The organism is Rhizobacter koreensis, from assembly GCF_013366375.1.
Classification (GTDB): Bacteria; Pseudomonadota; Gammaproteobacteria; order Burkholderiales; family Burkholderiaceae_C; genus Schlegelella_A; species Schlegelella_A koreensis.
The window spans coordinates 375,007-399,937 of sequence record NZ_JABWMJ010000004.1 but is presented as its reverse complement, the minus strand read 5'-3'; the positions used below and the strand labels follow the sequence as shown (position 1 = coordinate 399,937).

The window sequence follows — 24,931 nt, the reverse complement described above, 5'->3', positions numbered from 1 at the left end:
CGGGCCGGTAGGTAGATCTTCACCATCGCTAGCACCGTGACCGCCCGACTTGCCTTTATGGCCAGGCACCGATGGCCCGCGTTGGCGCCTCCCACAGTCGCCTGTACAAGGCATCCCGTCAGATCGACCCGACGATGGACACGGGCGTGGACTTCACTGCGGAGTACAAGGCGGCGATGGAGATGCAGGCGAAGTAGCCCTGCGCCCGGCTCGGCGTCGAAACCCCCCTCGCAAACGCGCCATTCCGTGGCGCCGCGGCGGCGGCCGGCTCCTACCCTTTCGGTCACGCGCTCGACAGAGCACGGCCTTCAGATCCTGAAGCCACCGAACGAGGACCGCGCCATGTACTCTGCATTGCCCGCTGCCCGCTGCGACGTCGCCACCCAGGCTGGCAACTCCGGCTCCGGCGCCCAAGACAGCGAACACCCGGAGACCATCGAGACCCGGCTCTGGCTCGAGGAGCACGACTGGCTGTTCACGGTGCTGCGCAGCGAGGGCAACGTGTCGCCGACCTTCCGCTTCCCGGACCTCATCAGCGCCTGCGTGTCGCTGGTCTTCCTGCACGATGACGCGCCAGCGCGGATCTTCGACTTCCTGGGAACGCAGCTGGTGCTGCGCCCGCCGCTGACGCCCAGACGCCGCGAGTCGATGTGGCGCCCGCAGTACGAGCTTCTGCTGGCCGTGCAGCGCTCGCCTGCCAACCGCCACCCCAACCCCAAGTTCCAGCTCGACCAGCTGACCACCGCCTGCGTGGCCCTGTGCCGCCAGCACGAGGGCGCCGACACGCTGGTGCTGCGCCAGGCCCGGCTGAACATGGCCGACCGAGCCGCGCGCGGGCGCCCGTCCCGCCCCGGATGAGGCGAGAGGTGACGGCGCGGTGGTGCTGGGGCTTCGTCCCTCACACGCCGCAGGTCACCTGTCCGTAGGCCCGCTCTCGATACCCGCTCAATACCCGCTCCACACCCGCTTCCGACCCTGACCGCTCCGCCGGTCCTCACCCGTCGCTCGACGCCCCGCACTCGGCCACGCCTGGCCGACAGCAACGGCGTCGCCCTGTCCACCAAGACGTCACGGGTCGATCCATGCAGGTGCCGCTATTGTTCCCCGCGCCAAGGTCCTTGACCAGGCCGATGCCAGGACCCTGGCTGCTGGCAGCGCTCGCCACCGGCTGGGCGCCGTTGCAGGCCCAGGCCTGCTGGGAGCAGGCTGCGCAGCGCTACGGGCTGTCGCCCCACCTGCTGGTCGCGGTGGCGCGTGTCGAGTCCAACCTCGACCCTCGCGCCGTGAACCGATCGCATCTGCAGCGCACGGGCTCCTACGACATCGGGCTCATGCAGATCAACAGCTCCCACCTTCCGACGCTCGCGCGGCATGGCATCGGCGAGGCGCAGCTCTACGACCCATGCACGAACATCCACGTCGGCGCGTGGCTGCTGGCCGACGCATTCGCTCGGCACGGTGCCTCCTGGAACGCGGTCGGCGCCTACAACGCCGCCTGCAGCCAGCTCAAGGGCGAGGCCTGCACGGCGGCGCGTGCCAGCTACGCCTGGAAGGTCTACCGCCGGCTGCCTTCCGCCAGCGGCGCGGCCAAACGTCCCGTTGCGGCGACATCGCAGCGGCCTGTGCAGGCGGCGCAAGCGGCGCCCGTCCTGCTGGCTGCGAGGGTGGCGCCATGACGCGACGTGCGCTTCGGCTTCTGGCCGTGCCTGTGCTCGCGGTGACGGCCGTTGGCGCCGCGTCGTCGTGCAGCACACCCCCAACAGGCGCCCTCCCGTCACGGCCAGAGGCCGCTCAGCCGCCCGCCACTTCGGCGCGCGCCGCGGCAGGGCTGTCGATCGCCCAGCTGGACCACGGCCGCCAGGCTCGGTTCGCCACGTGCGCACCGCCCGCCTGCCCCGTCGTCACGCCGAAGACGCTGGCCGTCGATCCGCCGCGTGCAGGATCGGCTGATGCGCGAGCTGACTCCACCCCGAGGTCGGATGCGGTCATCGCCCAGTCGCTGAGCCCCGGCGAGACCTTGGTGATCGCCGGACCCCAGGCACCGCTGCCCCCTGCGCAGCGAACCGCGATCGTGCCCGAGGACGCGGGCGAACCGCTGGTGTCCGAGCTCGTTGTGAGCTTTCCGTTCGGGAGCGCGGTGCTCACGGCCGCTGCCCGTGCCGTGATCGATGCCGCGGCCAAGGGCGACGGCATCCGGCGAATCGACATCCGGGGCCGCACCGACAACGTCGGACCTGCGGCTGCCAATGAACTGTTGGCCCGCCAGCGCGCTGCTGCGGTCGCGCAGTACCTGCGGGCACGCCACCCGCATCTGGCTGACGCAGAGCTCAACGTCGATGGACGCGGCGTCTGCTGCTACGCGACGGAGAACGACACCCCGGCAGGCCGTGCGCGCAACCGGCGGGTCGAGATCGCCTTCTGGCGTGTTCTCTCCGACCTGTAGTGCGCCTGCAGTCGCCCAACCCTCATCTGCACACCCGCCCTTACCCGCACTGGCCCGCACCCTGGCCCCAACCCGCTGATCACCCGCACCCGACCCGACCGCCACCGCCATCCACCCTCGTCTCCCAGCCCTGATCCCTCGGAGGAATCCCATGAACACCGCTCTCGCCTCTGTGCATCCCGCCCGTGCCACGGGCTCCCTCGCACCCGACGTCATCGACGGCCCCGGTACGGCCCACTTCGCCGGTAGCCGCCGCTCGAAGCGCCTGCTGTCGCCGGTCTCGCTCTTCGTGCTGATGGCACTCGGCCTGTGCGTCGCCTTTCCCGGCTACGCCCTCGACCTGGTCGCCTTCACCGGCATCACCGGCCCGCTCACCTCGGCGCTGACGCAGATCGCGAGCCTGGGGCCGGGCATCAAGGCCCTGGTCGGCTTCGTCGGCTTCGTGGTCGCACTCATCTCGCTGGCCGCGCTGCGCAATTTCGGCCCGGTGCTGTTCTATGTCGGGCTGGCCATCTTCGCCGCGGTCGGCCTCGTGATCGCGGGCGCGATCATGGGTGCGGTGATTTGACGCGCGCGCAGCCGACGAGCAGGAGGCCCGCATGCACGCCGACACCTACATCCCGCGCCGCCTGGACGACCAGTGGAAGATCGGCTTCTGGGACGTCGACGTCGCCGCGCCCCTGCTCTTCGGGCTGTTCATGGGCTACATGTCCGGCTCGAAGTTCTCCTTCGCGCTGTGCCTGGCTGCCGGCTTCCTCACCTCGCGCGCCATCGCCCGCATCAAGGCCGACAAGCACCCGGCCTTCGCGGTGCACTGGCTGTACTGGCACCTGCCCACCAGCCCGTTGACGGCGATGCGCGCCACGCCGCCGTCGCACATCCGGCGCATGGTCGGTTGACCCCAAGGCCGCCACCATGGACTTCGAACGCCTGAACGGGGACATCAAGGAGATGCGCCGCCGCAACCGCGGCCTGGCGCTCACCGTGGGCCTGCTGGCCGCCGCGCATGTGCTGGCCCTGGTGGTGATCCTCAACCTGCTGGGAACCGTGCGCACCGTCGTCGTGCCGCCGTCCATCAACAAGTCCTTCTGGGTCTCGCGCGACAAGGCCAGCGGCGAGTACCTCGAGCAGATGGGCGCCTTCATCGCCTGGCTGGTGCTGGACGTAACGCCGGCCTCCATCGACTGGAAGAAGGACATCCTGCTCGGCTATGTCGAGCCCGACCAGCATGGCGAGCTCAAGACCCGCCAGGAGCTGGAGGCGGCGCGGCTGAAGCGCATCAACGCCAGCACCTTCTTCATGCCGCAGCAGCTGGTGCCCAACGAGGACACACAGACCGTCGTCGTCCGCGGCCGGCTGCGCACGCTGGTCAACGGCCTGGAAACGGCCAACGACGCCAAGGCCTACGAGGTGGGCTTCGCGTACAGCGGCGGCCGGATGCACCTGAAGACCTTCAAGGAGGTGACCCATGCCGCGCCGTGACTCCGGGCCGCTACGCCGTCGCCACGCTGCCCCGGCAGCGGTGGTGTTCACGGCGCGCGGTTGCCTGACACCCCGCTGTTTCCGTTCGGTCGCCGCATGGGCGGCCCTGACAGGCCTGCTCGCAGCTGCAGCGCCGGCAACCGCGCTGCAGGTGCTGGATGCCCGCGACGGCGTGGCCGTCGAGGCCGTGCTGTCGATCAAGGAGCCCACGCGCATCCGCATCGACGGCGCCGCGATCACGGACGTGTTCGGCAACATCCATTCCAGCAACTGCGGCCCCGCCGCGCCGTCTTCCAGCAGCAGCAACGGTGGGCCACCCGCTGCCGCGTTGCCGCCCGTGAACCCCGCGGGGGAGATCGTGCTGGAGTGCGACCGCGACAAGGGTGAGATCTACATCCGCCCGGTCGGCGACTCGCCCAAGCCGGTCAACCTGTTCATCTCGTCGGCGCACGCCACCTACACGCTGGTGCTGCGCAAGGCAGACACCCCGGCCGACACCATCGTCATCCGCGACCCCGGCCAACGGGCGCTGCAAGCGACGCAGTCACCGACCGGTGCCGCGGGCTCGCAGACACCGCTGGTCGCCGCCCCCAACCACATCCGGGGGCTGAAGACGCTGCTCCTGGCGATGGCGTCGGACCGCGTGCCGCCCGACATCCGCGTGGACGAGCTCAACCAGCCGATCCAGCTCTGGGCGGAAGCCAGGTTCTCGCTGATGCGGCGCTACGAGGGCCGGGGTCTGGTGGGCGAGAAGTACCTGCTGCAGAACGTGAGCCAGGCCCTGATGGTGCTGGCGGAGCAGGAGTTCGACCGACCCGACAGCCCCTCGGGTGGACAGGTGCTGGCCGTGGCTGTGGAGCACCACAACCTGCGTCCGGGCGAAACGAGCAACGTCTTCGTCATCCGCCGCGGAGGCCAGTGATGGTGACGCCCCTGCCTCCCTCCGCAGCCGCCCTTCGCCAGTCGGCCACCCGCCTCGGCGCGCAACTGGCCGAGCGGATGACGCCGCGCCAGCGCCAGTTCGCATTGCTGGGTGTGATCGTCGCCGCCGGCGTGGGCCTGCTGTGGCTGATCTTCGCGTCCACGGACCCCGGCTCGTCATCCGGTGCGCGCAAGCCCGCCGCCGGCGCGCCGGGGCCAGTCACCAACATCGGCGTCATGCCGCCCGGCCAGCAGGTCAACCCGGTGGACCAGTGGGTCGGCACCGCAGGCAGCAAGCTCGCCCAGTACGAGAGCGAGCGCGAGGAGCAGACCCGGCTCAACCGCGACCGCCAGGCCTTCGAGGCCCGCACGATGCAGCGATTCGCGGAACTGGAACAGCGCCTGACCTCGGCGACGCAGGCGGCCCAGGGTGCCACCCCTCCGGCTCCCGCTGCGGTCCTGGTACCGCCCGTGCCTGCACCACTCCCACCCGCCTTGCCGTCGGTCTCGGCCGGCACGACGCCGACCGGGCTGCCGCCGGCGGCCAGCCTGCCGCTCCCTGCGACCTACGGCCCGGGCACAGCCGGCCGACAGTTGCCGGCGGGCATGCCGGGGCTGCCGACGACCGACCCCGCACCGGCGGCGCCGGCGGCACCTGCGATCAGCCGCGTCACGCTGGTGGATCGCAGCATGCAAGGCGTCGCCGGCGCGAGCGGCAGCGCTTCGGAGCGCGCCGGCACACCGGCGGCCGAGCCTCGGACGGTGTCGACCTGGCTGCCCGTGAGCTTCACACGCGGCACGCTGCTTGGCGGACTGGACGCACCCACCGGCGGGCAGGCGCAGTCCAACCCCCACCCGGTGCTGATCCGCCTGTCGGACAACGCGGTGCTGCCCAACCGCTTCCGTGGCGAGTACCGCGAGTGCTTCGTCATCGCGGCTGGCTACGGCGACATCAGCTCCGAACGGGCCTACCTCCGCACCGAGAACCTCTCGTGTGTCCGCGCCGACGGCGCGACCCTGGAAGTGAAGATCCAGGGCAGCGTCTACGGCGAGGACGGCAAGGTCGGCATGCGCGGACGGCTGGTGACCAAGCAGGGCCAGATGCTCGCCAACGCCCTGCTGGCCGGCGTGGTCAGCGGCATCGGCCAGGGCCTGGCCACCTCGTCCACCAACGTCAGCACCTCGCCGCTGGGAACGATCACCAGCGCCTCGGGTGCCGACGCCTACCGCGCCGGGCTCGGCACCGGCGTCGGCCGCGCCCTCGACCGGCTCGCCCAGTACTACATCAAGCTGGCCGAGAACACCTTCCCCGTGATCGAGGTCGACGCCGGCCGCGAGATCGATGTCGTCATCACCAAGGGCGTCCGCATCGATGTGCCGATGAGCGCCGCTGCCGCCGCGCCCCTTGCAGTCCGCCCGAGCAACCCGGAGGTCTCCGACGATGCCAACGACTGACAAGCCCTCGCCAGGCTTTGCCTTTACCTCCCCCGCCCTGCGTGCTCCCGGCCGGCACCACCAGCCGGCGGCTTGGCTCGTGGCCAGTCTGACGGCCCTTGCCGCAGGCCACGCCGGCGCCGCAGCCGCAGATGAGGCGCGGCTGCTGGCCGCTCTGCGCAAGGCGCACCCCGGCACCCAGTTCACGCAGGTGCAGCGCTCGCCAGTGGCCGGTCTTTACGAGGTCTGGATGAACAGCAACGTGGCCTACGTGTCGCCGCGGAATCCGCGCTACTTCATCTTCGGCCGGGTCTTCGACACCCAGACGATGCAGGACCTCACCGGCCCCAGACTGGCACGCGCGGCCGCCAGCGCTGCGCAGGCCGGGCAGGCGCCCGGCGCGGGCGTTCCCTCGGCGCAGTCCGACCGCGTGCCGGCTCCCGACGCACCCATCGCCTTCGACCAACTGCCGCTGGCGGACGCGATCAAGACCGTGCGAGGCAGCGGCGGCAACGAGCACCGTCGCATCGCTGTCTTCAGCGACCCGGGTTGCTCGTTCTGCCGCCGGCTCGAGCCCGAGCTCGCCGGCCTGGACGACGTGACGATCTACACCTTCCTCGTGCCCTTCCAGGGCCGCGCGCGTCCGGTCTCGATCTGGTGCGCAGCGGACCGCGAGAAGGCCTGGCACCGGTTCATGCTGCAGGGCGACACCTCGCTGCTCAGGCCGGCGGGCGACCCGGCAGCCCTGCGGGCCCCGGAGTGCGACAACCCGCTCGACCGCAACCTCGCGCTCGCGCAACGCCTCGCCGTCCAGGGCACACCCACCCTGGTCTGGGCGGATGGCACTCGCACCGACGGCTACGTCGACCGGGCCGTGCTGCTCGCGCGCCTCAAGCAGGTGTCGCAGGTGGCGGGGGGCAAGCCATGAAGCAGCCCGCCGTCGTGTTCCCCGCAGCTCCGACATCGCGTGCTGCCCCAGCCACCGGACTGGCCGCGGCGTCGGTGCTGCTGGTCTGGATGCTGAGCGGCTGCATGAGCATGAGCGGTCTCAGCGGCAGCTCCAGCTATGCCTGCAAGGCCCCGGACGGTGTGACCTGCGACTCCGTCTCCGGCACCTACGCCAATGCCGTGCAGAACAACCTGCCGAGTCAGCGGCGAACGGCTGGTGCCAGCCCAGGCACGCCGCAAGCTCCGCGCGCGACGGAGGGCATCACCGGCGCGGCCGCGGCGGGCGCTGCAGGCGCGGCGGCCTCCCGCATCGCCGTCTCACCAACGGCGCCGCCCTCGCCCACGGCCATGCCGCTCCGGTCCTCGGCCCGCATCCTGCGGCTCTGGTTCAAGCCCTGGGAAGACGCCGATCGCGACCTCCACGACCAGGGCTACGTCTACGTCCGGGTCGACGATGGCCAGTGGCTCGTCGAGCACGCGCAGCGGCAGATCCGCGATGCCTACGCGCCGCTGCGGCCTCCGCCGCCCACATCCGGACGTCCTGCCGGCGGCGCCACCGAATCGCGCGACCCCAGGACATCGAACCAGTCCGGTCGGACAGATCAACCGGGTGGTTCGCTGTCCCTGCCCGGCCTGACACCTCCGGCGGGCCGGCCGCAGATGCCCGTCGATCCGCGTGGCAACGAACCCAACGACTGACCTGACACCTCTTCCGGCCATCCCTGCGAGGCACGCTCCATGCCCACTCCGTTCGCCCCGACCGCTTCGACCCGATCCGCCGCCTCTTCTGGCGGCAGCCGCCCCGGCCACGGGAGCCTGGGCTGGCTGGGCCTGGGCTCTCCTCCGGACACGCCCGCCGAGCAGTTCGCGTCCTGGCTGCCCTACTCGGCCTACCTCACCGACGAGGAGCTCTTCGTCAACCGCGACAGCCTGGGCTTCATGCTCGAGCTGATGCCGCAGTCGGGTGCCGACGACCGCATGGCCGAGGTGCTGATCTCGCTGTACTCGACCTGCCCGCCGGCCACCGGGATCCAGTTCCACCTCTTTGCCTCGCCGCACATCCGCGAGCAGCTGCGCCGGTATGCCAACCTGCGCGTCGAGGATGCAGACCAGGCCGACAAGGCCAAGCACTGGGGTCGCCCGGCGCGCAACGACAACCTGTTCCACCGCCTTGCTCGGCAGCGTGTGGGGCACCTGCTGCACGGTGCGCAGCAGTCGCTGACCAACGGCTTCCACTACACGATCCGCGACTTCCGGCTGATGATGAGCGTGTCGGTGCCCGGCGGCGTGGAACAGGCAGGCGACCTGACCCGGCGCGACGAACTGGTCGCGCTGCGCGAGTCCATGGCGTCCACGTTGCGCTCGGCGTCGCTGCCCAGCCGTGTATGCGACGCCGCGGACCTGATCAACTGGTGTGCGCTGTTCACCAACCCGGACCGGGTTTCCCAGACCGACGCCCCCAACCTTCACTACGACGACGGCCGCGAGATCCGCGATCAGATCGTCGACTTCGACACCATCCAGGACCCGCATCCTGCCGGTCTGACCCTCTGGAAAGAAGGTCACGAGGGATCGCTGGAAGCACGCTTCTACTCGATCAAGTCCTTCCCCGAGCGCTTCGCGCTGTGGCAGATGGGCTCTCTGATCGGCGACCTGATGCAGCCGGCGCTGCAGTACAGCGCGCCCTTCCTGCTGACCATGGGCGTGCACGTGCTCGACCCCAACGTCATGAAGTCCGTGGTCACGGCCAACCACGTGCGCGCGACCCAGAACGCGCGCAGCAAGATGGCCGAGGTGATGCCCGACGTGGGCAAGAAGCTGCAGGACTGGACGGCGGCGGCCAACGCCATCGACGTGGGCAGCAGCCTGGTGAGCCTGTACCACCAGCTCGCGATCTTCTCGCCGCCCGAGAAGGCCGTGTCCGCCCAGGAGACCGCCAACGCGATCTGGCGCGGCCGGGGCTTCCAGCTCAACGCCGATGTCTACATGCACCGGCAGGCGCTGCTGGCCAGCCTGCCGATGACGCTGTCGGAGGCCTTCCACAAGGACCTGGCCAAGATGCGCCGCGTCTCGCGCAAGACGATGGCCAATGCCATCCACCTGGCGCCGCTGATCGCCGAGTGGCGCGGCACGCGCACGCCGGCCCTGGTCTTCGGTGGCCGGCGCGGGCAGCTGATGACGCTGGACATCTTCGACAACGACCTGGGCAACTACAACTTCGCGATCATCGGTGCGCCCGGGTCCGGCAAGTCGGTGCTGATGAACGAGATGGCATGGTCCTACCGGGCCATCGACGCCAAGGTGTGGATGCTCGACCTCGGCCGGTCCTTCGAGAAGCTGTGCCGCAAGGCCAAGGGCACGTACATCGAGTTCCGGCCCGACGTCGACATCTGCCTCAACCCCTTCACGCACATCGTCGACATCAACGAGGACATCGACATGCTGGTGCCGGCCATCTCCAAGATGGCCTCGATGTCCCGGCCGCTGGACGAGGTCCAGTACAAGGCCATCTCGGCGATGGTGATCAAGCTGTTCCGCGAGCACGGCAACGCGCTCACGGTGACAGCGTTGCGCGACGCCTTCAAGGCCGGCACCATCGAGGAGCTGGGCGTGCGCGAGGACCCGCGCATCCGCGACCTGGCCGTGATGCTGAACCCCTACGCGCGCGGCGGCCAGTACGAGCGCTTCTTCGAGGGGCGCAACAACATCGACTTCGGCAACGACTTCGTCGTCATCGAGAACGAGGAGCTGAAGCGCCGGCCCGATCTGCACGCGGTCGTCAACATCCTGCTGCTGCACCAGATCACCGGCGAGATGTACCTGACGCGCAACCGGCGCAAGGTGCTCTTCATCGACGAGCTCAAGCAGCAGCTGGGCGACATCGGCGCCGACGACCCCGTGAAGGCGGCCGTGGTCGAGGAGGCCGCCCGTCGCGCCCGCAAGTACGGCGGATCGCTCGGCACGGCCACGCAGAGCGCCGACGACTACTACGGATCGGCCCAGATGGAGGCGGCCTTCAACTGCTCGGACTGGGTGTTCCTGCTGCGGCAGAAGCCCGAGTCGATCGAGATGCTCGACCGCAAGGGGCGGCTGTCGATGGACGAGCCCAAGAAGCGGCTGCTCAACTCGCTGCGCACGGAGCCGGGCGTCTTCTCGGAGGTCTACATCTCATCGCCGGTGGGCGAAGGCGTGGCGCGCAACATCCTCGACCCGGCGACCCACCTGCTGTTCTCCAACAAGCTGGAGGACAACGCCCCGATCGACGAGCTGCGGGCGCAAGGTCTGAGCATCGACGACGCGATCACCGAGCTGCTGCGGCGGCGCGGACACGCTGTGTGACCCTGGCGAGGCTCCCATGGACGTCGACGCCAGCGCCAGTGCGGGCCCGAACCCCCAGCAGCCCCTTGCCGGGCCCGTGGGCGTGGCGCCCATCCTCCTGCACGCGTCATTCGCGCTGCTGATCGTGCTGGGCACGCTGGCCGCCTACGACCGCGTGGTGGTGCGCCCGGCCCAGCGGGTCGGCGTGGTCGATGTCGGCGAGGTGTACCGGCAGAAGGAGGCCGAGTTCACCCAGCTCCTGACCCGCGCCACCACCGACGCTGACCGCGAGAGGGCGTTTGCGCTGGCCCGGAGCTTCTCGCAGCGGCTGCCGGCGGCGCTGGAGGAACTGCCGCGCGACTGCGCCTGCCTGGTGGTGCTGAAGAGCGCCGTGGCCGGCCGGACACCGCGGACCGTCGATCTGACGGCACTGCTGCAGCAGAAGCTGGGCCATCCCCAGACACCTCACAGGAACGACCCCGAGGAGGCCCGATGAAGCGCAGCCTTCGCACCCAGGCCATCGAGTTTGCGGCGCACATGCGGCGACGCTGGTACCTCTACCTGCCCGTCTTCGCGATCTGGGCCTTCGCCTACACGCGGCTCTTCATCGACCCGACGCCGCGCGTGCCGGTCCTCTTCAACTGGACGGGCAGCCTGCCGTACCGGGTGGCCTGGCTGCAGCACGGCGAGCATCCGCTGCAGCGCGGCGAGTTCGTCATCTTCTCGTTTGCAGGCCAGGCGCGAGCCACGTACCCCGGACTGGACGGTCAGCCGTTCTTCAAGGTCGTGCGCGGCCTGCCGGGCGACGTGGTGACGGTGTCCGGCCGCACGGTGTCGGTCAACGGTGTCGTCGTCGGCACGGCCAAGGTCCAGGCCTTCGACCGGCGCCCGCTGGAGCCGATTGCGCCGACGGTGATCCCGCCGGGCCACTACTACGTGCAGGGCACCGGCCCGGATTCGTTCGACTCGCGCTACCGCAGCAGCGGGCTCGTGCGGGCCGAGCAGGTGCTGGGCACCGTGGTGCCGCTGTTCTGAGGGGCTGCCGTGGATCCGCACCTGATGCTGCGTCGGCCGGGGTTCCGTCACGTGGCCCAACTGACCTCCCGGGCCTCTTTGGCGTCCCTTGTCGCCGTGACCGCGTTCGCTGTGGCGTTGCCGGCGCTGGCGCAGACACCGGCCGAGCCGGCTGTCACGGGCGACGTGCCGATGGCCGACTACCTTGCGCTGCTCCAGCAGATCTCCCCGGCGGCGCACCAAGGGGCGCAGGCCTATCTCCAGGCCCATGAGCGCCGGTGCCGCCGGAGTCTTTCGAGCCGCGAGTTGCGACAGGCGATGGCGGAAGGCGACGGCGATCCGCTGCTGATGGCGATGATCCGGGCCAGCCACCTCCAGGACGGACCAGGTCTGACGCGGCTTGGCGAGCAGGTCTCATGCACCCGGAAGGCGGCAAGGTGAAGTTCCAGCTGCCACTGCCTCAGGCAAATTGCACCAGCCCGGCGGCGCGCGTCATACGTTCGCTGTTGGTGGCCGTCGCAACGATCCCGAGCACGGCCGCCCACGCCGTGGACCTGGGGACCATCGGCCCTACCTACAGCATCGCCGAGCCCCATCTGCTGGAGTTCGTCCAGCAGCGCCTGCGCGACAAGGAACGCACGGGTGAACTGCAGCGTCTGATCGACGAGGCGCGCAACCGTGGTGTGGCCGCCGTGCGCCAGCCCGCTCCGGTCGAGGGCATCCGAAGCACCGAGACTGCACGGTCCTGGACCATCGATCCCACCTTCACGCTCGACCGCAACATCGTCGATGCGCAGGGCCGGCTGCTGTTCCCGGCCGGAACGCGCAAGAACCCGCTGGAGGTGGTGTCGCTGTCCAAGCGGCTGCTGTTCTTCGATGCCCGTGACGGACGACAGGTCGCTCGGGCCCGCGAACTGATCGCGCGCTACGACGGCAAGGTCAAACCCATCCTGACCGGTGGCTCGTACCTGGACCTGATGAAGTCCTGGCGCGTGCCGGTGTACTACGACCAGCAGGGGACGCTGACCCGCCGTTTCGGCATCAGGCAGGTGCCCGCCCTGGTCTCGCAGGAAGGCATGCGCCTGCGCGTCGACGAGGTGCTCGTGCAATGACCAGCCTGCCACTCCTGATCCGCTGGCTTGCCGCACAGAGGATGCCCGCGCTTGGCCGATGGGCCGGCCAGGTCCTTGCCCGCGCGTTGCTGGCTACCGCCCTGCCCTGGGTGGCGCCCGCGCAGGCCGCCGACAGCCTGACCTGCACCGGCCGCTTCCCCAACCCGATCACCGAGATCTGCTGGAGCTGCATCCTGCCGATCAGCATCGGCAGCGCCACCATCGCCAACTTCGATGGGCAGGAGGACATCCCCAACCCGTCGAACCCGGTCTGCAGCTGCGGCGTGAACCCCACCATCGGCCTATCGATCGGGTTCTGGGAGCCGGCCCGGCACGTGGAGGCCGTGCGCAAGCCGTTCTGCCTGGCCTCACTGGGCGGCATCGACCTCGACCCCGGCATCCCGGCGCCGGCGGCGGCACGGTTTACGCGCCCCGAAGGCGATGGCGACGGCGGCAGCTTCTACCAGGCGCACTTCTACGTGAACCCGGTGCTGTACTGGCTGGAGGTGGTGACCGACTTCCCGTGCCTGGAGCGGGGCTCGTTCGACCTGGCCTACCTGACCGAGGTGGACCCGCTATGGAACGACGACGAGCTGACCCTGATCCTCAACCCCGAGGCCGTACTGTTCGCCAACCCGGTGGCGGTCGCGGCCTGCGCGGCCGATTGCGTGGCCGCGACCGCGGGCTTCGGCATCGCCGAGATGTTCTGGTGCGCCGGCTGCCAGGGCGGCATCTACCCCTTCGATGGCCACGTGCCATACCACATGGGCGGCGTGCGAACGGCGGCCCTCATCGCGCAGCGGCTGACCGCCAAGATGCACCGCGAGTTGCTGGCCTGGGGCTGGCATGGCCGGCCGGGCCTGTGCGGGCCCTACTTCCTGCCGGCCATGGACAAGACCGCCTACAAGACCCAGCTGACCTATCCGGTGGCCAACACCGCCAAGGACGGCGGCCGCTGCTGCCAGCCTTTCGGCCGCAGCACCATCGTCTGGGGCGCCGGCAAGGAGTACCCGGTGCGCGGCGAAGACTTCGCGTTCATGCTGTTTCGGAAGAGGAACTGCTGTGTGGGCTACTGACAGGGCCACGCTCATCGGCCGGGCGCTCGGCGCCGGGGTCGCCGCGCTCCTTCTTGCCGGCAGCGTGCTGGGTGCCACGGCGACGCCACCCGCCGTCACCGACGCCGACATCGAGCGCGCGCGCCAGCAGCATCGGATGCCGACCGAGGCTGAGCTGGCACGGGTGCCGGTTCCAGCCGCACTGCGCATCGAGAACCTTCCGCAGCCGGTGACCCGCATGCCCATCGACCTCGAGGCCATCTCCAAGGGCTTCGACGTGCAGAACGGAGCTCAGGCTGCGGCGATGACTCCGGGCAAGGCAGGGCCGAAGGTGCTGATCTTCGTGAGCTTCGCGATGCCGGAGGCGACGCTCCAGCGCTTGGTCGACCAGGCAGCGCGGGCCGGCGCGACGCTCGTACTGCGGGGGTTGGTCAACGGATCGATCCGAGACACGGTGACCCGCATGCAGGCGCTGATCGGTAGCCGCCGCGTTGCCGTCCAGATCGATCCGGAAGCGTTCGATCGCCATGGGATCACGAGAACTCCGACATTCGTCCTGGTCATGGACGGTGCCGGGGCCGAAGCATGCGCATCCCGCGTGTGTGGCTCTTCGCAGCAGTTCGCGAAAGTTGCTGGAGATGTGACTCTGGACTATGCGATGCAGTACCTGAGTCGGAACTCGCAGGGTTCAGTTCGGCCGAAGCGATAGTCGCTGCTCGTCCATGGGCTCGCGTCAAAAGTCGGCAACGCCCCTGTTGGCGGACGTTCGGGCCGCGTTGCGCCCGACCTCCAAACGATTCGCCCCGCAGGCATACGTCGCCCTGATCTCGCCTACCCTAAAGCTGCCGGTCGAGCACCTCCATAGTCACGCACAGAAGGCCCGGCTGCGCAGGACCCACTTCGGCGGGCAGCGCTGCCGGCTATTGAGGCGCGAACCACGACTTGAGCCCATGCGGGCGCACCCCAACCGGGGCCGGCGTGCACGCTACCGGCCGAAGGTCCCACTTGCGGCGGATGACGTCGGACGGGGCCTCGCTACTCGATGGGAAGCAGAGAGGAAGGCGCGGGAGCAGCGGCTCGAGCAACAGCGCCACGGTGCGCACGCCTTCGGAGTTTCAGCGGCGGTAGCCCCTACTCAGGGTCGTAAGTCAGCAGCGTCACCTTGTGACCGTTCTCCTGCACAAGCGTCTGCTCGTACACAGACTCCGGAGTGTCTTCCCCGCGCCTTTCGACCAGCCACCAATGGGCATCAAGCTCGTGCCACTCGTCGGGGTCGCTCGCTGCTTCTCTGCTCGGGCTCTTCGCCGGGAGCCGCTCTCCCTTCTTGACGCATAGTCGATGCGTGAAGTACGGGCTCCACACTGGGTAGCGAACTACGTTGTCCTTGGAGAAGATAACGGCGCAGGCGTACTCGCTGAGTTCGACGACCCTGCGCGCGGTCATTTCCATGCTCGTCTCGAACTCATCCCTCAGCGCCATGATGTGCGCAAGTTCTGGGTCTTTGAGCTTCTGCAGTCGCGTCTTGACCAGGGGAGCCGGAATCAGCAGTTCCGCCGCAAACTGGTTGGCTTGAATCTCCCAGTCCTTGTTGCCTCCAGACGTAATGTCCTCAGCCGTGCACTGAAACTTCGCCTGCCGGTGCCAAGGCAGCAAGAAGTGACCCAGCTCGTGGCCAATGGTGAAGCGCTGGCGCGGTCGAGGACCACGATTGCTGTAGAAGATTGCACCCTGAGACTTCGTCGCGTTGGCAATCAACGCGCCCTCGAAGCCCTCGCTGGTAAACGCCTCAATCTTGCTGATGCCGGCGAGCCGCGCCAGGTCCTCAAGCGGAACCGGGACTGGCATCTGCGGGTTCTGTCGAAGAATTTCGGCGACGAGCTGCTCCGGCCGAACAAGGTCCGCGAGTTCTATCAGGTCAAGCTGAACCATCTCCCCCAGCCTTCTTGTTCTTGAAGACCTGGAGAGTGTGCTTCAGAAGTTCGCGCTCGGCATCCGACAACGACTTGAAGTCCCGAAAGAACTGCTGCGCCTCGACATCGTCCAGCGACGCCTCCGACTCGGAGTCGGCCAAGTAGGTGAGCGGTACTTCGAAGTGTTCGGCAAGCTTCTTGAGAAGCTCCATAGAGGGGTTGTCGCTGTTCCCCTTCTCCAACTGCCAGACGTGAGTCTTGGAGATGCCGATGGCCGTGGCCACGGTCTGGAGTGACTCGCCCTTGCGCAGCCGTAGTTCAGCAAGCCTGGCGCCGAGTGACATCTATGGATTCCTCGCTACACGCCGACGCGGCGAACAACTCGGCATTCTACAGGGCGAACGAGTCGTCCACAAGAGTTGACGGCGTCCGGTTCGTTCACTTAATATGACGCGGCGTTCAGCAAGGAGGCTCTATGGCTGGCAAGAATCAACACGTCGTTCCTCACCAGGGTGGCTGGGCCGTCAAGGGCGCTGGCAACACCCGCGCAACCTCGGTCCACGACACGCAGGCCGCGGCGACGGACGCGGCGCGCCGCATCGCCCAGCACCAGGGCTCGGAACTCATCATCCATCGCCCCGACGGCCGCATCCGCGACAAGGACAGCCACGGCGGCGACCCGTTCCCGCCGAAAGGCTGATGTGACCGAGGTGCCCGATTTTCACGTCCTTGCCCTCTCGGGTGGCGGCTACCGCGCGCTCTACTCGGCGACGGTGCTCACCGAACTGGAAGCGGCGATGGGCAGGCCCATTGCCTCTCACTTCGACCTGGTCTGCGGCACCTCGGCGGGTGGATTGCTCGCGCTCGGTCTCGCGGCTGACATCCCGGCCGTCGAACTGAAGACGCTTTTCGAGAAGCAGGGTAGCCGCATCTTCGGCAGCCGCACCTGGCTGCGGCGCGCCTTGGGGTTCTGGTTGCAGGCAAAGCACAGCTCGGCGGGCTTGCGAGAAGTGCTTTCCGAGCGCTTCCGCGACAAGACGGTGGGCGACCTAAAGCACCGAGTTCTAGTGCCCGCGGTGAACTACACCACCGGCAGAGGCCAGTTCTTCAAGACGCCGCATCACCAGACCTTCGAGTTCGACCATCGGATGTCTCTCGTGGATGTGGCGATGGCCACTGCCGCCGCGCCCGTGTACTTCCCGCTGGCCCGAAACAACCGCGGCGTCTTCGCAGATGGCGGCCTTGTCGGCAACGCGCCCGGGCTCTTCGGCCTTCACGAGGTTCGCACGTTCCTGGCGCCTAAACAGGATGTTCGCGTTCGGGTCCTGTCGATTGGCACCATGACCATCGGCGCGACCCTCCGCGGTTCTGCGAGCCTGGACCGTGGCTTCGGCCGCTGGCGCGGCGGTCTGTTTGACTTGGTCATCTCTGCCCAAGAGTCATCGGTCGACTACATGCTGCGGCAGTCGCTCGGCGACGACTACTTCCAGATTGACGACAAGGCGACGCCGGACCAGAGCCGCGATGTGAAGGAACTGGACCGGGTGACCCCGGGTTCAACCAACACGTTGCGTGACCGCGGCATGCACGCAGCTCAGCGGACTCTCGGAGACCCCAAGTTCCAACCTTTCCGCGCCCACCAAGCTGGCGCCCCGACCTTCTTCCACGGCCCCAACAAGAACGCCTGAAAGCAAGACTGCAATGTTGAACCTCAGCTCCCTGTTCTTCACCGGCGACGACGCCGAACAGTGCCTTCAGGCTAGCCTGGACCTGCACAGCCATGAGCGCGACTACATTGCCGCGGCAAAGACTGCGGTACGAGCAGCACTACGCGATGGGATTCCTCGAGAGCTGCGCCAGCTGGGCTACACGCAGGACATCCCGACGCCGCGGTTCTTCACGCAGGGCTCCTGGGCATACAAGACCCTGAACTGTCCCGCCAAGAAGCCCCAGCAGGCGGACGTCGATGACGGCTGCTACCTTCCGCTGAGCTTCCTTACCCAGACGCGGCGGCCGAGCATCGCGGCGACCGTGTTCTTCACGGTTGCGCAGAAGGCGTTGGAGCCGCTCATCAAGGAGCGGGGCTGGCAGCTGGTCACCGACAAACCGACCTGCATCCGCATCGTCATCAGCGCGACGGCCCACATCGACGTCCCTCTATATGCGATTCCCGACACCGAATTCGCCACGCTGAGCGCGCGGGCGCTCGCTCTCGACAACGTGTATGCCAACTTCAGTGAAGCCATCGCCAAGGCTGAGCGCGACGCATGGACCGCTCTGCCCAGTGACGGTGTGCTGTTGGCTCATCGCGAGGACGACTGGATGGAGTCGGACCCTCGCCCGGTCAAGCAGTGGTTCCTCAGCAAGGTCGACGAACACGGCGAGCAGCTTCGTCGAGTGGTCCGGTATCTCAAGGCTCACCGAGACTGGAGGTGGACCTCCGGCGGCCCCGCTTCCATCCTGCTGATGGCGGCGGCCGTGCCGCTCTTCGCGAAGCATGACCGGCGCGATGACCTGGCTCTGCTCAAGGTGGTGAAAGGCCTGCCCGCAGTGCTCCGCAATGGCGTGAACAACCCGGTTGACACGAGTGAGTCTCTGACGGACCGTCTGCGCAAGGCGAGCAAGGAGCGCGACCTTGTCGAGGAAGCAGCGCTGGCGTTCGAGAGACTCGGCTCGCTGTTGGAAGGAGCCCTCGCCGCCAGCAATGCAGCGCAGGCCTGCGAGTGGATGCGGCAGGCCTTCGGCCCCCGCTTCCCGGATTGCCCAGAGCGGGTCAAGGTGGTGTCGGAGCCACCTGCAGCGGCGAAGTCGACCGTGCTCGGCGGATTGATGGCGGCCGGCGCCGCGCTGGCGGCAGCCAACCCCACGCGGCCGGTGCCGACTGGCTCCGAGAAGAGCAACACGCTGGGCTGAGCTTGTCGAATCGGCAGGTATTCGAGACCGCGGCATCTGCCGTCGAGCAGTGGCTCGAGGGCAAGAAACACCTACGCCGAGTATCCGTAAGTGCCGCAGAGGGCGGTCTTGCCTGGGACATCGACCTTCAAGGCGAATTTGCGCCAGTGTCATCGGTCCGGCTGGTGCTTCCTGCCGAGTTTCCGCTCGAGCCATGCCGGTTTGAGGTCGACGCGCAGCTTGAGCTGAAGCTGCCCCATGTTGAACGAGGCGGCAAGCTCTGTCTTGGCCTTTGGGCATCGCCCTCAGACCTTGAAGCCCCCGTCGCTGCAGTGATGCGAGCGATGGAAACGCTGCAAGACAACTTTCTGGCGAAGCTGCTGCAGCCAGACTGGGCCGAGTCCGAGTTCCACGAGGAGCGCCTGACCTACTGGTCGCTGCACTGTACTGACCCGAGGCGTGCCACACAGTTGGACGGGCGAGTTGGACGCGTTCATGCCGACACCAGTGGCTTGGCCTGCTGGGCATACGGAACAGTCGCGGGATACCTTCACCCGGGCACAAAGCACGGCCGGTTCTACAGGCAGGTAATTGCGTGCAACGGCGTGGACCCCGATGCAGTTGCCCGGCGCCACGGGTGGGCACAGGGCACTGTGGTGAAGGGACATGCACTCATCGTGAGGCTAGCAGACGACCGCCCCTGGACGCCGACGACATGGCCAAAGGACGCGCAAACGCTCAACCAGTTGGTGGCTTCGGCCACCGATGGGCAGGCTTCGCTGGAAGGACTACTCGCAAGAGCCCAGCGCAACTTCAAGAAGCATCAGGCCAAGCACAAGTTCCGCACGACCCACACGGGCCGACAGGTTCCGCAGCCGAGCGCGGCTCCGCAACTGGTTGTGCTCTTCGTTCAGGGTAGTGCAACGTACGGATTCCAGGTCATGCCTACGTTCGGGTTCACTGCGCGGGGCGTATCGATAGAGCCGTTCGAAGTCTGTCGCATGGACCCCGATTGGTCCCTGGCCCGAGACAACGGACTTCCACAACTTCACGCGAGGCGGAGCAAGCGAGTTCTGTTGCTTGGCACGGGCTCGTTGGGCAGCTTCGTGGCACTGCTTCTCGCGCGTGCCGGCATTGGACACATGACGCTTGTTGACAGCCAGCTCATGGAGGCAGAGAACACGGCTCGCCATGTGCTGGGACTACAGCACGTGGGCCATGCGAAGGCGCCCGAGTTGGCCAATGAACTCAAGCGCGCCGTTCCTGGCATCGACGTGGTCGGTGTTAGGTCGGACGCCGGCGCCTGGATGGCGAAGTACGCTGCGCCAGGGCAGTTTGACTTGGTTCTTGATTGCACCGCTGAACGCGGCGTGCGCAACGCTGTGACCTTGTTGCGCGACATTCACTTCGGCAAGACTCCAGTCACGCACGCTTGGTTGGAGCCGCTGTGCAGCGCGGGCCACGTTGTGCTCAGCCAACCTGACGTACCTTGGCCTATCGAAGACCCGGCGAACGACCTCGTGAACGCCAGTGACCTCTCCATCGACGAGACGCGGGTGGAAAACCCTGCATGTTCGGCAGGGTTTCACCCCTACGGAGCCGCTGACGTCACTCAGGTGGCGGCGTTCGTCGTCGAACGTGTGCTTTCGGCGCTTGACGCACCTGGTGCGCCTTCCACTGTCTGGTCGTGGGTGCGGGCTCAAGCGTTCTTTGACGCTCTGCCCATGGCCGTGAAGACGCGTCCAATCGTTCCACAAATTGGGGGGGAGCTCGACACTGCGACCACTACCCGGTCACTCTCGGACCTTCTGGGGCAGCGGTGAGCGACGCCGCAGTGTTTCAGATGCCGGGGGCGGCCTGGCGGCTGCGGTTCGGAGCTGAGGTTCTGCGAGAGCTCGGGCGGCACGCGCAACGAGGTCTACTGAGTCGTGAGTCTGTCGGTCAGCTATACGCAAAAGACCTCACAGGCAAGACGGTCGTGGTGGCCAAGGCAACGCGATTGAAGCCATCGTGGGCAAGTTGGTCCCGAGTGCGCTTCGACGTTCAGCAAGCTATGCGCGAGCGAGAGCAGTTGTTTCGGGATGGTTGGCACTGCCTAGGCTTCTGGCACACCCACCCTGAACTCGACCCGATGCCCTCGCCCGAAGACCGGGCTTTAGCGGCAGAGCACGCTCGGGCCGCGTTGACGCTGACGAATGGCATGGTCTTCGTCATCGTAGGAACGCGCCCCTTGCCGAGTGGCCTGCGCGTGTGGTGCCATACCGGCTCCGACCTTATAACCATGACGGTCGAGACGCCCAACGTCGCTTACGTGAGTACTCCACTTGCAGCCCAAAGTCCGCGTCATGAGTAATCGGAAAGCACCGCCAGGCGGGATCCGGTGCGTCGCGATGGCCTGTGGATCGAAGGTCCACGAGCCGCCACTCGTGAACTGCCAGATATGGCCGTCGGAGTGAGTTGCCCGTCTGTCTGCCAACGGCCGGTACCAGCGAGGCGCGGCCATTCGTCAAGGCTTGGCCAGTCTCGAAACCCCACCCTCGCGCACGCCGTTTTCCCGAGACGCCGACAAGACCACGCCTGACGATGGGGCGTGCCGCTTTCTAACCCGCCCGGCCCCGCTAGCCACCGCCTTGCCCCGCCGCCATCGACGGCGCGCCACGCTTCGCCTTGGCGCCGCCTTGTCGCCTGCATCACCGCCGCCTGCTTCCTGACAACGCAGATCGCCGCCGTGGCCGGCCCGCACGAGGAAGGTGTCGCCGCCGGACAGGCCGCGAACCCGGTGGCCCGCGGCAACGTCACCACCCCGGGTGCCACCGCCGTGGTCCCGGGCTACACGACCACCCCTCCTGAGCGCAGCTACTACCGCCAGCCCAATCTGTCGTCGCAGGGCAGCGCGAGGCTGTCTGCCTGTGCACTGACCCCCACCGACCCGCTCTGTCAGGCGCAGCGTGGCGCCTTCTCCTCGGCCAACACCCCGCGCCCGACGATCGGTGCCGATGACCCCGCTGTGGCTGCCGCGCGTGCAATCGGCCGGACGCCGTCGGCCGAGCTGGGCAGCCTGGCCGCCTACTACAGCGGTTGCACCACCACGGTCACGCCGGTGCCCGCCGGCATGCAGCCACGCAGTTGCCTGCGCTACGTCGGCGTCGGCAACTTCAGCTGCAGCCGAAGCCTGACCGTCAGCACGACGCGGACCACCAGCTGCACCCCGGGCGACTGGTTCGCCCACGCCGCCTCCGGCCGCACGGGTCTGGATGTGCAGTGCCTGCCCGACCGCGCCGTCACCGCGCAGCACTTCCGCGTCACCCAGGACGGCAATCCGCTCAGATTCTTCGACGTGGACATGACGACGCCGGTCGTCTTTCCGCAGATCGTGTCGGTCCTCGACACCACCTACTCGATGATCGACGGCCAGCCCATCCGCACGGCCGTGTGGGTGGCCGACAAGAGCTGCAGCGGATCGACCTGCAGCCTGACGGCGATGTTGGCCCCGGAGCGCGCCGAGGTCTGTACCGGTGGCGGCGACTCCGGCTACAGCTGCACCAGCGTCGAGCCTTTCCTCAAGGTCTACGCCGCCTGCCGCGCCGGCACGCAGAGCGGGGACAACATCCAGGACACCGTCTGCCAGGGCGACAGCGGCTGCACCACCACCGCCCTGGACGGCACGAAGTGCTACGCACCCGCTCCCGGATGGACGCCCTACGCCGGCGTCGACATCACCGGCGCCATAGGCGGCTACTACTGGAACATCGACGCCGACCGGGCCGTGATCGGCTGGGCGCCCAACCCCGCCTTCGGCCCGATTCCCACGATGCGGCTGTCCTACACGCGGCCAGCCACCACCGTCACCGAGACCGACCGCTGGGACGACCAATGCCCGACCCTGGACGCCGGTGGCCGCTGCACCACGACCACGCCCGCCGTCTGCACCGATGGCCCGGCGACCAAGGTCGTCGACGGCGTGGCCGTCACCCGCGACTGCTGGGAGTACCGGAGCGCCATGTCGTGCAACGGCGGTGCGTCGGCCGACCAGTGCGCACCGCTGGTGGCAGCAGGCTGCACGCCGCAGTCGTCGACCTGTCGGCAGACCAACGCCGTCACCGGCGTGTGCGAGGTGTACGAGGACGGCTACAGCTGCCCGTTGCCGGCCGAGACCGTCACCACCACCAGCAACTGCCCGACCAACGTCTTCTGCCTGAGCGGCAACTGCTTCGACATCGGCGCGCCGAACGACCCCGACTTTGCGCGCAGCATGTCGATGCTCGAGGCCGGGCGCGAGGCGGGCATCTACCTGGACGCCGACCGCATGCAGGTCTTCAAGGGCGAGGAGAACCGCTGCCGCGACCGCCTGCTGAAGAACTGCTGCTACGCCGACGGCGCCGGCGCCGGCATGACGAACCAGAGCATCTTCGGTGGTGGCTCGCGTCTGGTCTTCGACGTGCTGATGAACTCGCAGAACCAGCAGTTCATCTACCAGGGTATCTCGGCGCTGCTGGTGGGTGGCGGCTTCAGCGGCACGTTCACGACCTATGGCGTGACCGTGGCAGTCAACGGCGCCGCCCTGCCCGCCGGATCGGTGGCCGTGTATGCCGGCGACAGCCTGGTCGTGGCCTTCGACCCGTGGACGCTGGCCATCGCGGTGATCATCTACATCGTCCTCTCGATGATGTCCTGCAACGAGGACGAGGGGAAGCTGGCGATGAAGGAAGGCGCCAGGCTGTGCCACACGATCGGCACCTGGTGCTCATCGTGCTTCCGGGTCCTGGGCGTGTGCGTGTCCTGCGTCGAGCACACCACCTCGAAGTGCTGCTTCAACTCGATGCTGGCGCGCATCGTCAATGAACAGGGCCGCGCGCAGATCGGCAAGGGCTGGGGCGGCGCGCAGAACGCCGACTGCTCCGGCTTCACCGTCGCGCAGTTGCAGACGCTCAACTTCGCGGCGATGGACCTGTCGGAGTTCTATGCGTCGCTGGTACCGACCCTGCCGAACGTCAACGCGCTGCAGGCCGGCAGCGCCAGCCGCGTGCCCACCTGCTACTACGGCCAGGGGAAGTGCCAATGAAGGCCATCACCGTTCTGGTCGGCGCCGCATGCGCCTTGATCGCCAGCGCTGCCATGGCTCAGGAACGACTGCCGGTCCGCGATGCCAAGCAGCTGATGCTGTCGGCCCTGGACGCACCCGACGGCAAGGCCCACGGGATCCTGGTCGGTGAGGTCGCCGACGCGATCTCGAAGCGCTTCAACGCCACGACGCCGATCTACATCGACGTGAGCACCGAGAAGCGCTACGCCCAGCCCGGCTGCAGTCGCCTGAACGTGCGCTTCTGGCAAGACGGCGTGCAGCTGCCGAACTACGGCGCCGGCGGCTTGCAGGCACCGCGGCGGCAGACCATCGACTTCGGCATCAACTACTGCCGCGACGGCCAGCCGCCGCGGTCGCCCGTTTTGATGGACATGAGGCGGCGCCCATGATGCTGCGCCGCCCTGCCTCGCGCCAGGTTCGACTCGCACTCTGCCTCGTTGTCATGCTTGGCAGCGGGACGGTCGCCCTTGCGCAGCCGCAGGACCCCGGACGGCCCTACTGGTCCGACAACTGGCGCGGCTGGCACTTCTACGAGGAGCCGGAGATCCCTCCGCCCGAACCACCGGCTTCCACACCGCGGCAGGCCGCGACGGCATCGAGTGCCGCCACTGCACCCCGGAGGTCGCCCGCGAAGCCCCCGGAGATCGTCGAGTTCGAGCGCCTGCAGAGGGCCCTCGAGGAGCGCCGGCACATCGCCATCATGCGGCCGACCGAAGCCAACGTACGCCGCTACATGGAGCTGGAGGCCCAGGTGTTGTCGCGCGCATCCACCTTCGCCGACGTGGCGCAGCGCATCGCATGGGCCAGCCCCGAGCTCGACCCCACGCTCCAGGGACGCCCGGTGAACGCGAAGGCCCTGGAGGTGTTCGACCAGCTTCAGACGGCCCAACGCAGCCAGTCCATCAGCGCCCTGGGCCGCGACCACGTCCTGTTCTTCTTCTTCCGCAGCGACTGCCCCTACTGCCATGCCTTCGCGCCGACGCTCGAGGCCTTCCAGGCCCGGCACGGCATCAAGGTGGTCGCGATCAGCGTCGACGGTGGCCCGATTCCCGGCTTCGCGGACGCCCGGCGGGACAACGGGATCGCCACCACGCTGCGGGTGAGCCAGGTTCCCGCCGTCTATCTCGCCCAGCCCTTCACCGGAAAGATCACCCCGATCGGCTTCGGCGTGCTGTCCGAGGCGCAATTGGTGGAACGCATCTCGATGGTCGCGGCCTCACCCGACAGCGCAGCCACACCGTTCCTGAGCGCGACTGGCGGCCTGCAGGCCCAGGCCCGCTTGACCCATCAGCGCTGAGGCGGTGAGCCCGCACCGGCGC

27 protein-coding genes are annotated in these 24,931 nt (G+C 68.1%); 25 read left to right on the top strand and 2 right to left on the bottom strand.

Annotated elements, in window-relative coordinates:
* The first annotated feature begins 342 nt into the window (after positions 1–342).
* The 17 genes from HQN59_RS11215 (at position 343) to trbC (ending at position 14,436) form a co-directional block, all read left to right on the top strand.
* Positions 343–858 carry a hypothetical protein gene (locus tag HQN59_RS11215; RefSeq protein WP_246294842.1) on the top strand — a complete coding sequence of 172 codons (516 nt, stop codon included), beginning with the start codon at positions 343–345 and terminating at the stop codon, positions 856–858.
* 224 nt (positions 859–1,082) lie between these two features.
* Complete coding sequence (locus HQN59_RS11210) at positions 1,083–1,676, top strand: lytic transglycosylase domain-containing protein (protein WP_246294841.1); 594 nt, start codon at positions 1,083–1,085, stop codon at positions 1,674–1,676.
* Positions 1,673–2,443 (top strand): OmpA family protein, encoded by a 771-nt coding sequence (locus tag HQN59_RS11205; RefSeq protein ID WP_176069144.1) that lies wholly within the window; start codon positions 1,673–1,675, stop codon positions 2,441–2,443. Before HQN59_RS11210 ends, HQN59_RS11205 begins: the two co-directional genes overlap by 4 nt.
* A gap of 151 nt (positions 2,444–2,594) precedes the next feature.
* The gene (locus HQN59_RS11200; protein WP_246294840.1) at positions 2,595–3,011 is read left to right on the top strand and encodes a hypothetical protein; all 417 of its coding nucleotides are present in this window, start codon (positions 2,595–2,597) and stop codon (positions 3,009–3,011) included.
* A 31-nt stretch (positions 3,012–3,042) separates the two neighbouring features.
* A complete protein-coding gene (traL, locus tag HQN59_RS11195) occupies positions 3,043–3,342 on the top strand; it encodes a type IV conjugative transfer system protein TraL (protein ID WP_128001254.1) in 300 nt (99 codons plus the stop codon).
* Positions 3,343–3,358: 16 nt separating this feature from the next.
* Positions 3,359–3,925: a type IV conjugative transfer system protein TraE gene (traE, locus tag HQN59_RS11190; protein ID WP_176069142.1), complete on the top strand. Its 567-nt coding sequence runs from the start codon at positions 3,359–3,361 to the stop codon at positions 3,923–3,925.
* 43 nt (positions 3,926–3,968) lie between these two features.
* The gene (locus tag HQN59_RS11185; protein ID WP_342451182.1) at positions 3,969–4,847 is read left to right on the top strand and encodes a type-F conjugative transfer system secretin TraK; all 879 of its coding nucleotides are present in this window, start codon (positions 3,969–3,971) and stop codon (positions 4,845–4,847) included.
* Positions 4,847–6,301 carry a TraB/TrbI/VirB10 family type IV secretion system protein gene (locus HQN59_RS11180; RefSeq protein WP_176069138.1) on the top strand — a complete coding sequence of 485 codons (1,455 nt, stop codon included), beginning with the start codon at positions 4,847–4,849 and terminating at the stop codon, positions 6,299–6,301. The genes HQN59_RS11185 and HQN59_RS11180 overlap by 1 nt, the downstream gene beginning before the upstream one ends.
* Positions 6,302–6,380: 79 nt before the next feature.
* Positions 6,381–7,208 (top strand): DsbC family protein, encoded by an 828-nt coding sequence (locus HQN59_RS11175; RefSeq protein WP_342451181.1) that lies wholly within the window; start codon positions 6,381–6,383, stop codon positions 7,206–7,208.
* Positions 7,205–7,927 (top strand): type IV conjugative transfer system lipoprotein TraV, encoded by a 723-nt coding sequence (traV, locus tag HQN59_RS11170; RefSeq protein WP_176069135.1) that lies wholly within the window; start codon positions 7,205–7,207, stop codon positions 7,925–7,927. The genes HQN59_RS11175 and traV overlap by 4 nt, the downstream gene beginning before the upstream one ends.
* A 39-nt stretch (positions 7,928–7,966) precedes the next feature.
* Positions 7,967–10,567 (top strand): type IV secretion system protein TraC, encoded by a 2,601-nt coding sequence (traC, locus tag HQN59_RS11165; RefSeq protein ID WP_176069133.1) that lies wholly within the window; start codon positions 7,967–7,969, stop codon positions 10,565–10,567.
* A 16-nt stretch (positions 10,568–10,583) separates the two neighbouring features.
* Positions 10,584–11,042 (top strand): hypothetical protein, encoded by a 459-nt coding sequence (locus tag HQN59_RS11160; protein WP_246294839.1) that lies wholly within the window; start codon positions 10,584–10,586, stop codon positions 11,040–11,042.
* Entirely contained in the window at positions 11,039–11,581 is a 543-nt protein-coding gene (gene traF, locus HQN59_RS11155) for a conjugative transfer signal peptidase TraF (RefSeq protein ID WP_176069131.1), read from the top strand. The genes HQN59_RS11160 and traF (HQN59_RS11155) overlap by 4 nt, the downstream gene beginning before the upstream one ends.
* A 9-nt stretch (positions 11,582–11,590) precedes the next feature.
* On the top strand, positions 11,591–12,001 hold the full coding sequence (locus tag HQN59_RS11150) for a hypothetical protein (RefSeq protein WP_342451180.1): 411 nt from the start codon (positions 11,591–11,593) through the stop codon (positions 11,999–12,001).
* Positions 11,998–12,672 carry a type-F conjugative transfer system protein TraW gene (gene traW / locus HQN59_RS11145; protein WP_342451179.1) on the top strand — a complete coding sequence of 225 codons (675 nt, stop codon included), beginning with the start codon at positions 11,998–12,000 and terminating at the stop codon, positions 12,670–12,672. The genes HQN59_RS11150 and traW overlap by 4 nt, the downstream gene beginning before the upstream one ends.
* A 41-nt stretch (positions 12,673–12,713) precedes the next feature.
* Entirely contained in the window at positions 12,714–13,748 is a 1,035-nt protein-coding gene (locus HQN59_RS11140; RefSeq protein ID WP_176069234.1) for a TraU family protein, read from the top strand.
* Positions 13,735–14,436: a type-F conjugative transfer system pilin assembly protein TrbC gene (gene trbC, locus HQN59_RS26800; protein ID WP_176069126.1), complete on the top strand. Its 702-nt coding sequence runs from the start codon at positions 13,735–13,737 to the stop codon at positions 14,434–14,436. The genes HQN59_RS11140 and trbC overlap by 14 nt, the downstream gene beginning before the upstream one ends.
* Before the next feature lie 422 nt (positions 14,437–14,858).
* Here the strand turns inward: trbC and HQN59_RS11130 are convergent, their stop codons facing one another.
* Both HQN59_RS11130 and HQN59_RS11125 read right to left on the bottom strand, forming a co-directional pair.
* On the bottom strand, positions 14,859–15,656 hold the full coding sequence (locus HQN59_RS11130) for an ImmA/IrrE family metallo-endopeptidase (RefSeq protein ID WP_176069124.1): 798 nt from the start codon (positions 15,654–15,656) through the stop codon (positions 14,859–14,861).
* The gene (locus HQN59_RS11125) at positions 15,643–15,981 is read right to left on the bottom strand and encodes a helix-turn-helix domain-containing protein (RefSeq protein ID WP_176069122.1); all 339 of its coding nucleotides are present in this window, start codon (positions 15,979–15,981) and stop codon (positions 15,643–15,645) included. The genes HQN59_RS11130 and HQN59_RS11125 overlap by 14 nt, the downstream gene beginning before the upstream one ends.
* Positions 15,982–16,112: 131 nt before the next feature.
* Between HQN59_RS11125 and HQN59_RS11120 the strand changes: the two genes are divergently transcribed.
* The 8 genes from HQN59_RS11120 to traF (HQN59_RS11085) all read left to right on the top strand — a co-directional run bounded on the left by HQN59_RS11120 (position 16,113) and on the right by traF (HQN59_RS11085) (position 24,909).
* Positions 16,113–16,337, top strand: coding sequence for a DUF2188 domain-containing protein (locus tag HQN59_RS11120; protein ID WP_176069120.1), 225 nt, complete (start codon positions 16,113–16,115; stop codon positions 16,335–16,337).
* Between the two features lies 1 nt (position 16,338).
* The gene (locus tag HQN59_RS11115) at positions 16,339–17,325 is read left to right on the top strand and encodes a CBASS cGAMP-activated phospholipase (RefSeq protein ID WP_176069118.1); all 987 of its coding nucleotides are present in this window, start codon (positions 16,339–16,341) and stop codon (positions 17,323–17,325) included.
* A gap of 13 nt (positions 17,326–17,338) precedes the next feature.
* The gene (locus HQN59_RS11110) at positions 17,339–18,550 is read left to right on the top strand and encodes a CBASS cGAMP synthase (protein ID WP_176069116.1); all 1,212 of its coding nucleotides are present in this window, start codon (positions 17,339–17,341) and stop codon (positions 18,548–18,550) included.
* A 2-nt stretch (positions 18,551–18,552) separates the two neighbouring features.
* Positions 18,553–20,352, top strand: coding sequence for a ThiF family adenylyltransferase (locus HQN59_RS11105; RefSeq protein ID WP_176069114.1), 1,800 nt, complete (start codon positions 18,553–18,555; stop codon positions 20,350–20,352).
* Between the two features lie 20 nt (positions 20,353–20,372).
* Entirely contained in the window at positions 20,373–20,882 is a 510-nt protein-coding gene (locus HQN59_RS11100; protein WP_176069233.1) for a Mov34/MPN/PAD-1 family protein, read from the top strand.
* Positions 20,883–21,257: 375 nt separating this feature from the next.
* Positions 21,258–23,591, top strand: coding sequence for a type-F conjugative transfer system mating-pair stabilization protein TraN (gene traN / locus HQN59_RS11095; RefSeq protein ID WP_342451178.1), 2,334 nt, complete (start codon positions 21,258–21,260; stop codon positions 23,589–23,591).
* Positions 23,588–24,001: a hypothetical protein gene (locus tag HQN59_RS11090; RefSeq protein ID WP_176069111.1), complete on the top strand. Its 414-nt coding sequence runs from the start codon at positions 23,588–23,590 to the stop codon at positions 23,999–24,001. The genes traN and HQN59_RS11090 overlap by 4 nt, the downstream gene beginning before the upstream one ends.
* Positions 23,998–24,909 (top strand): conjugal transfer protein TraF, encoded by a 912-nt coding sequence (gene traF / locus HQN59_RS11085; protein ID WP_176069109.1) that lies wholly within the window; start codon positions 23,998–24,000, stop codon positions 24,907–24,909. Before HQN59_RS11090 ends, traF (HQN59_RS11085) begins: the two co-directional genes overlap by 4 nt.
* Positions 24,910–24,931: the final 22 nt, after the last annotated feature.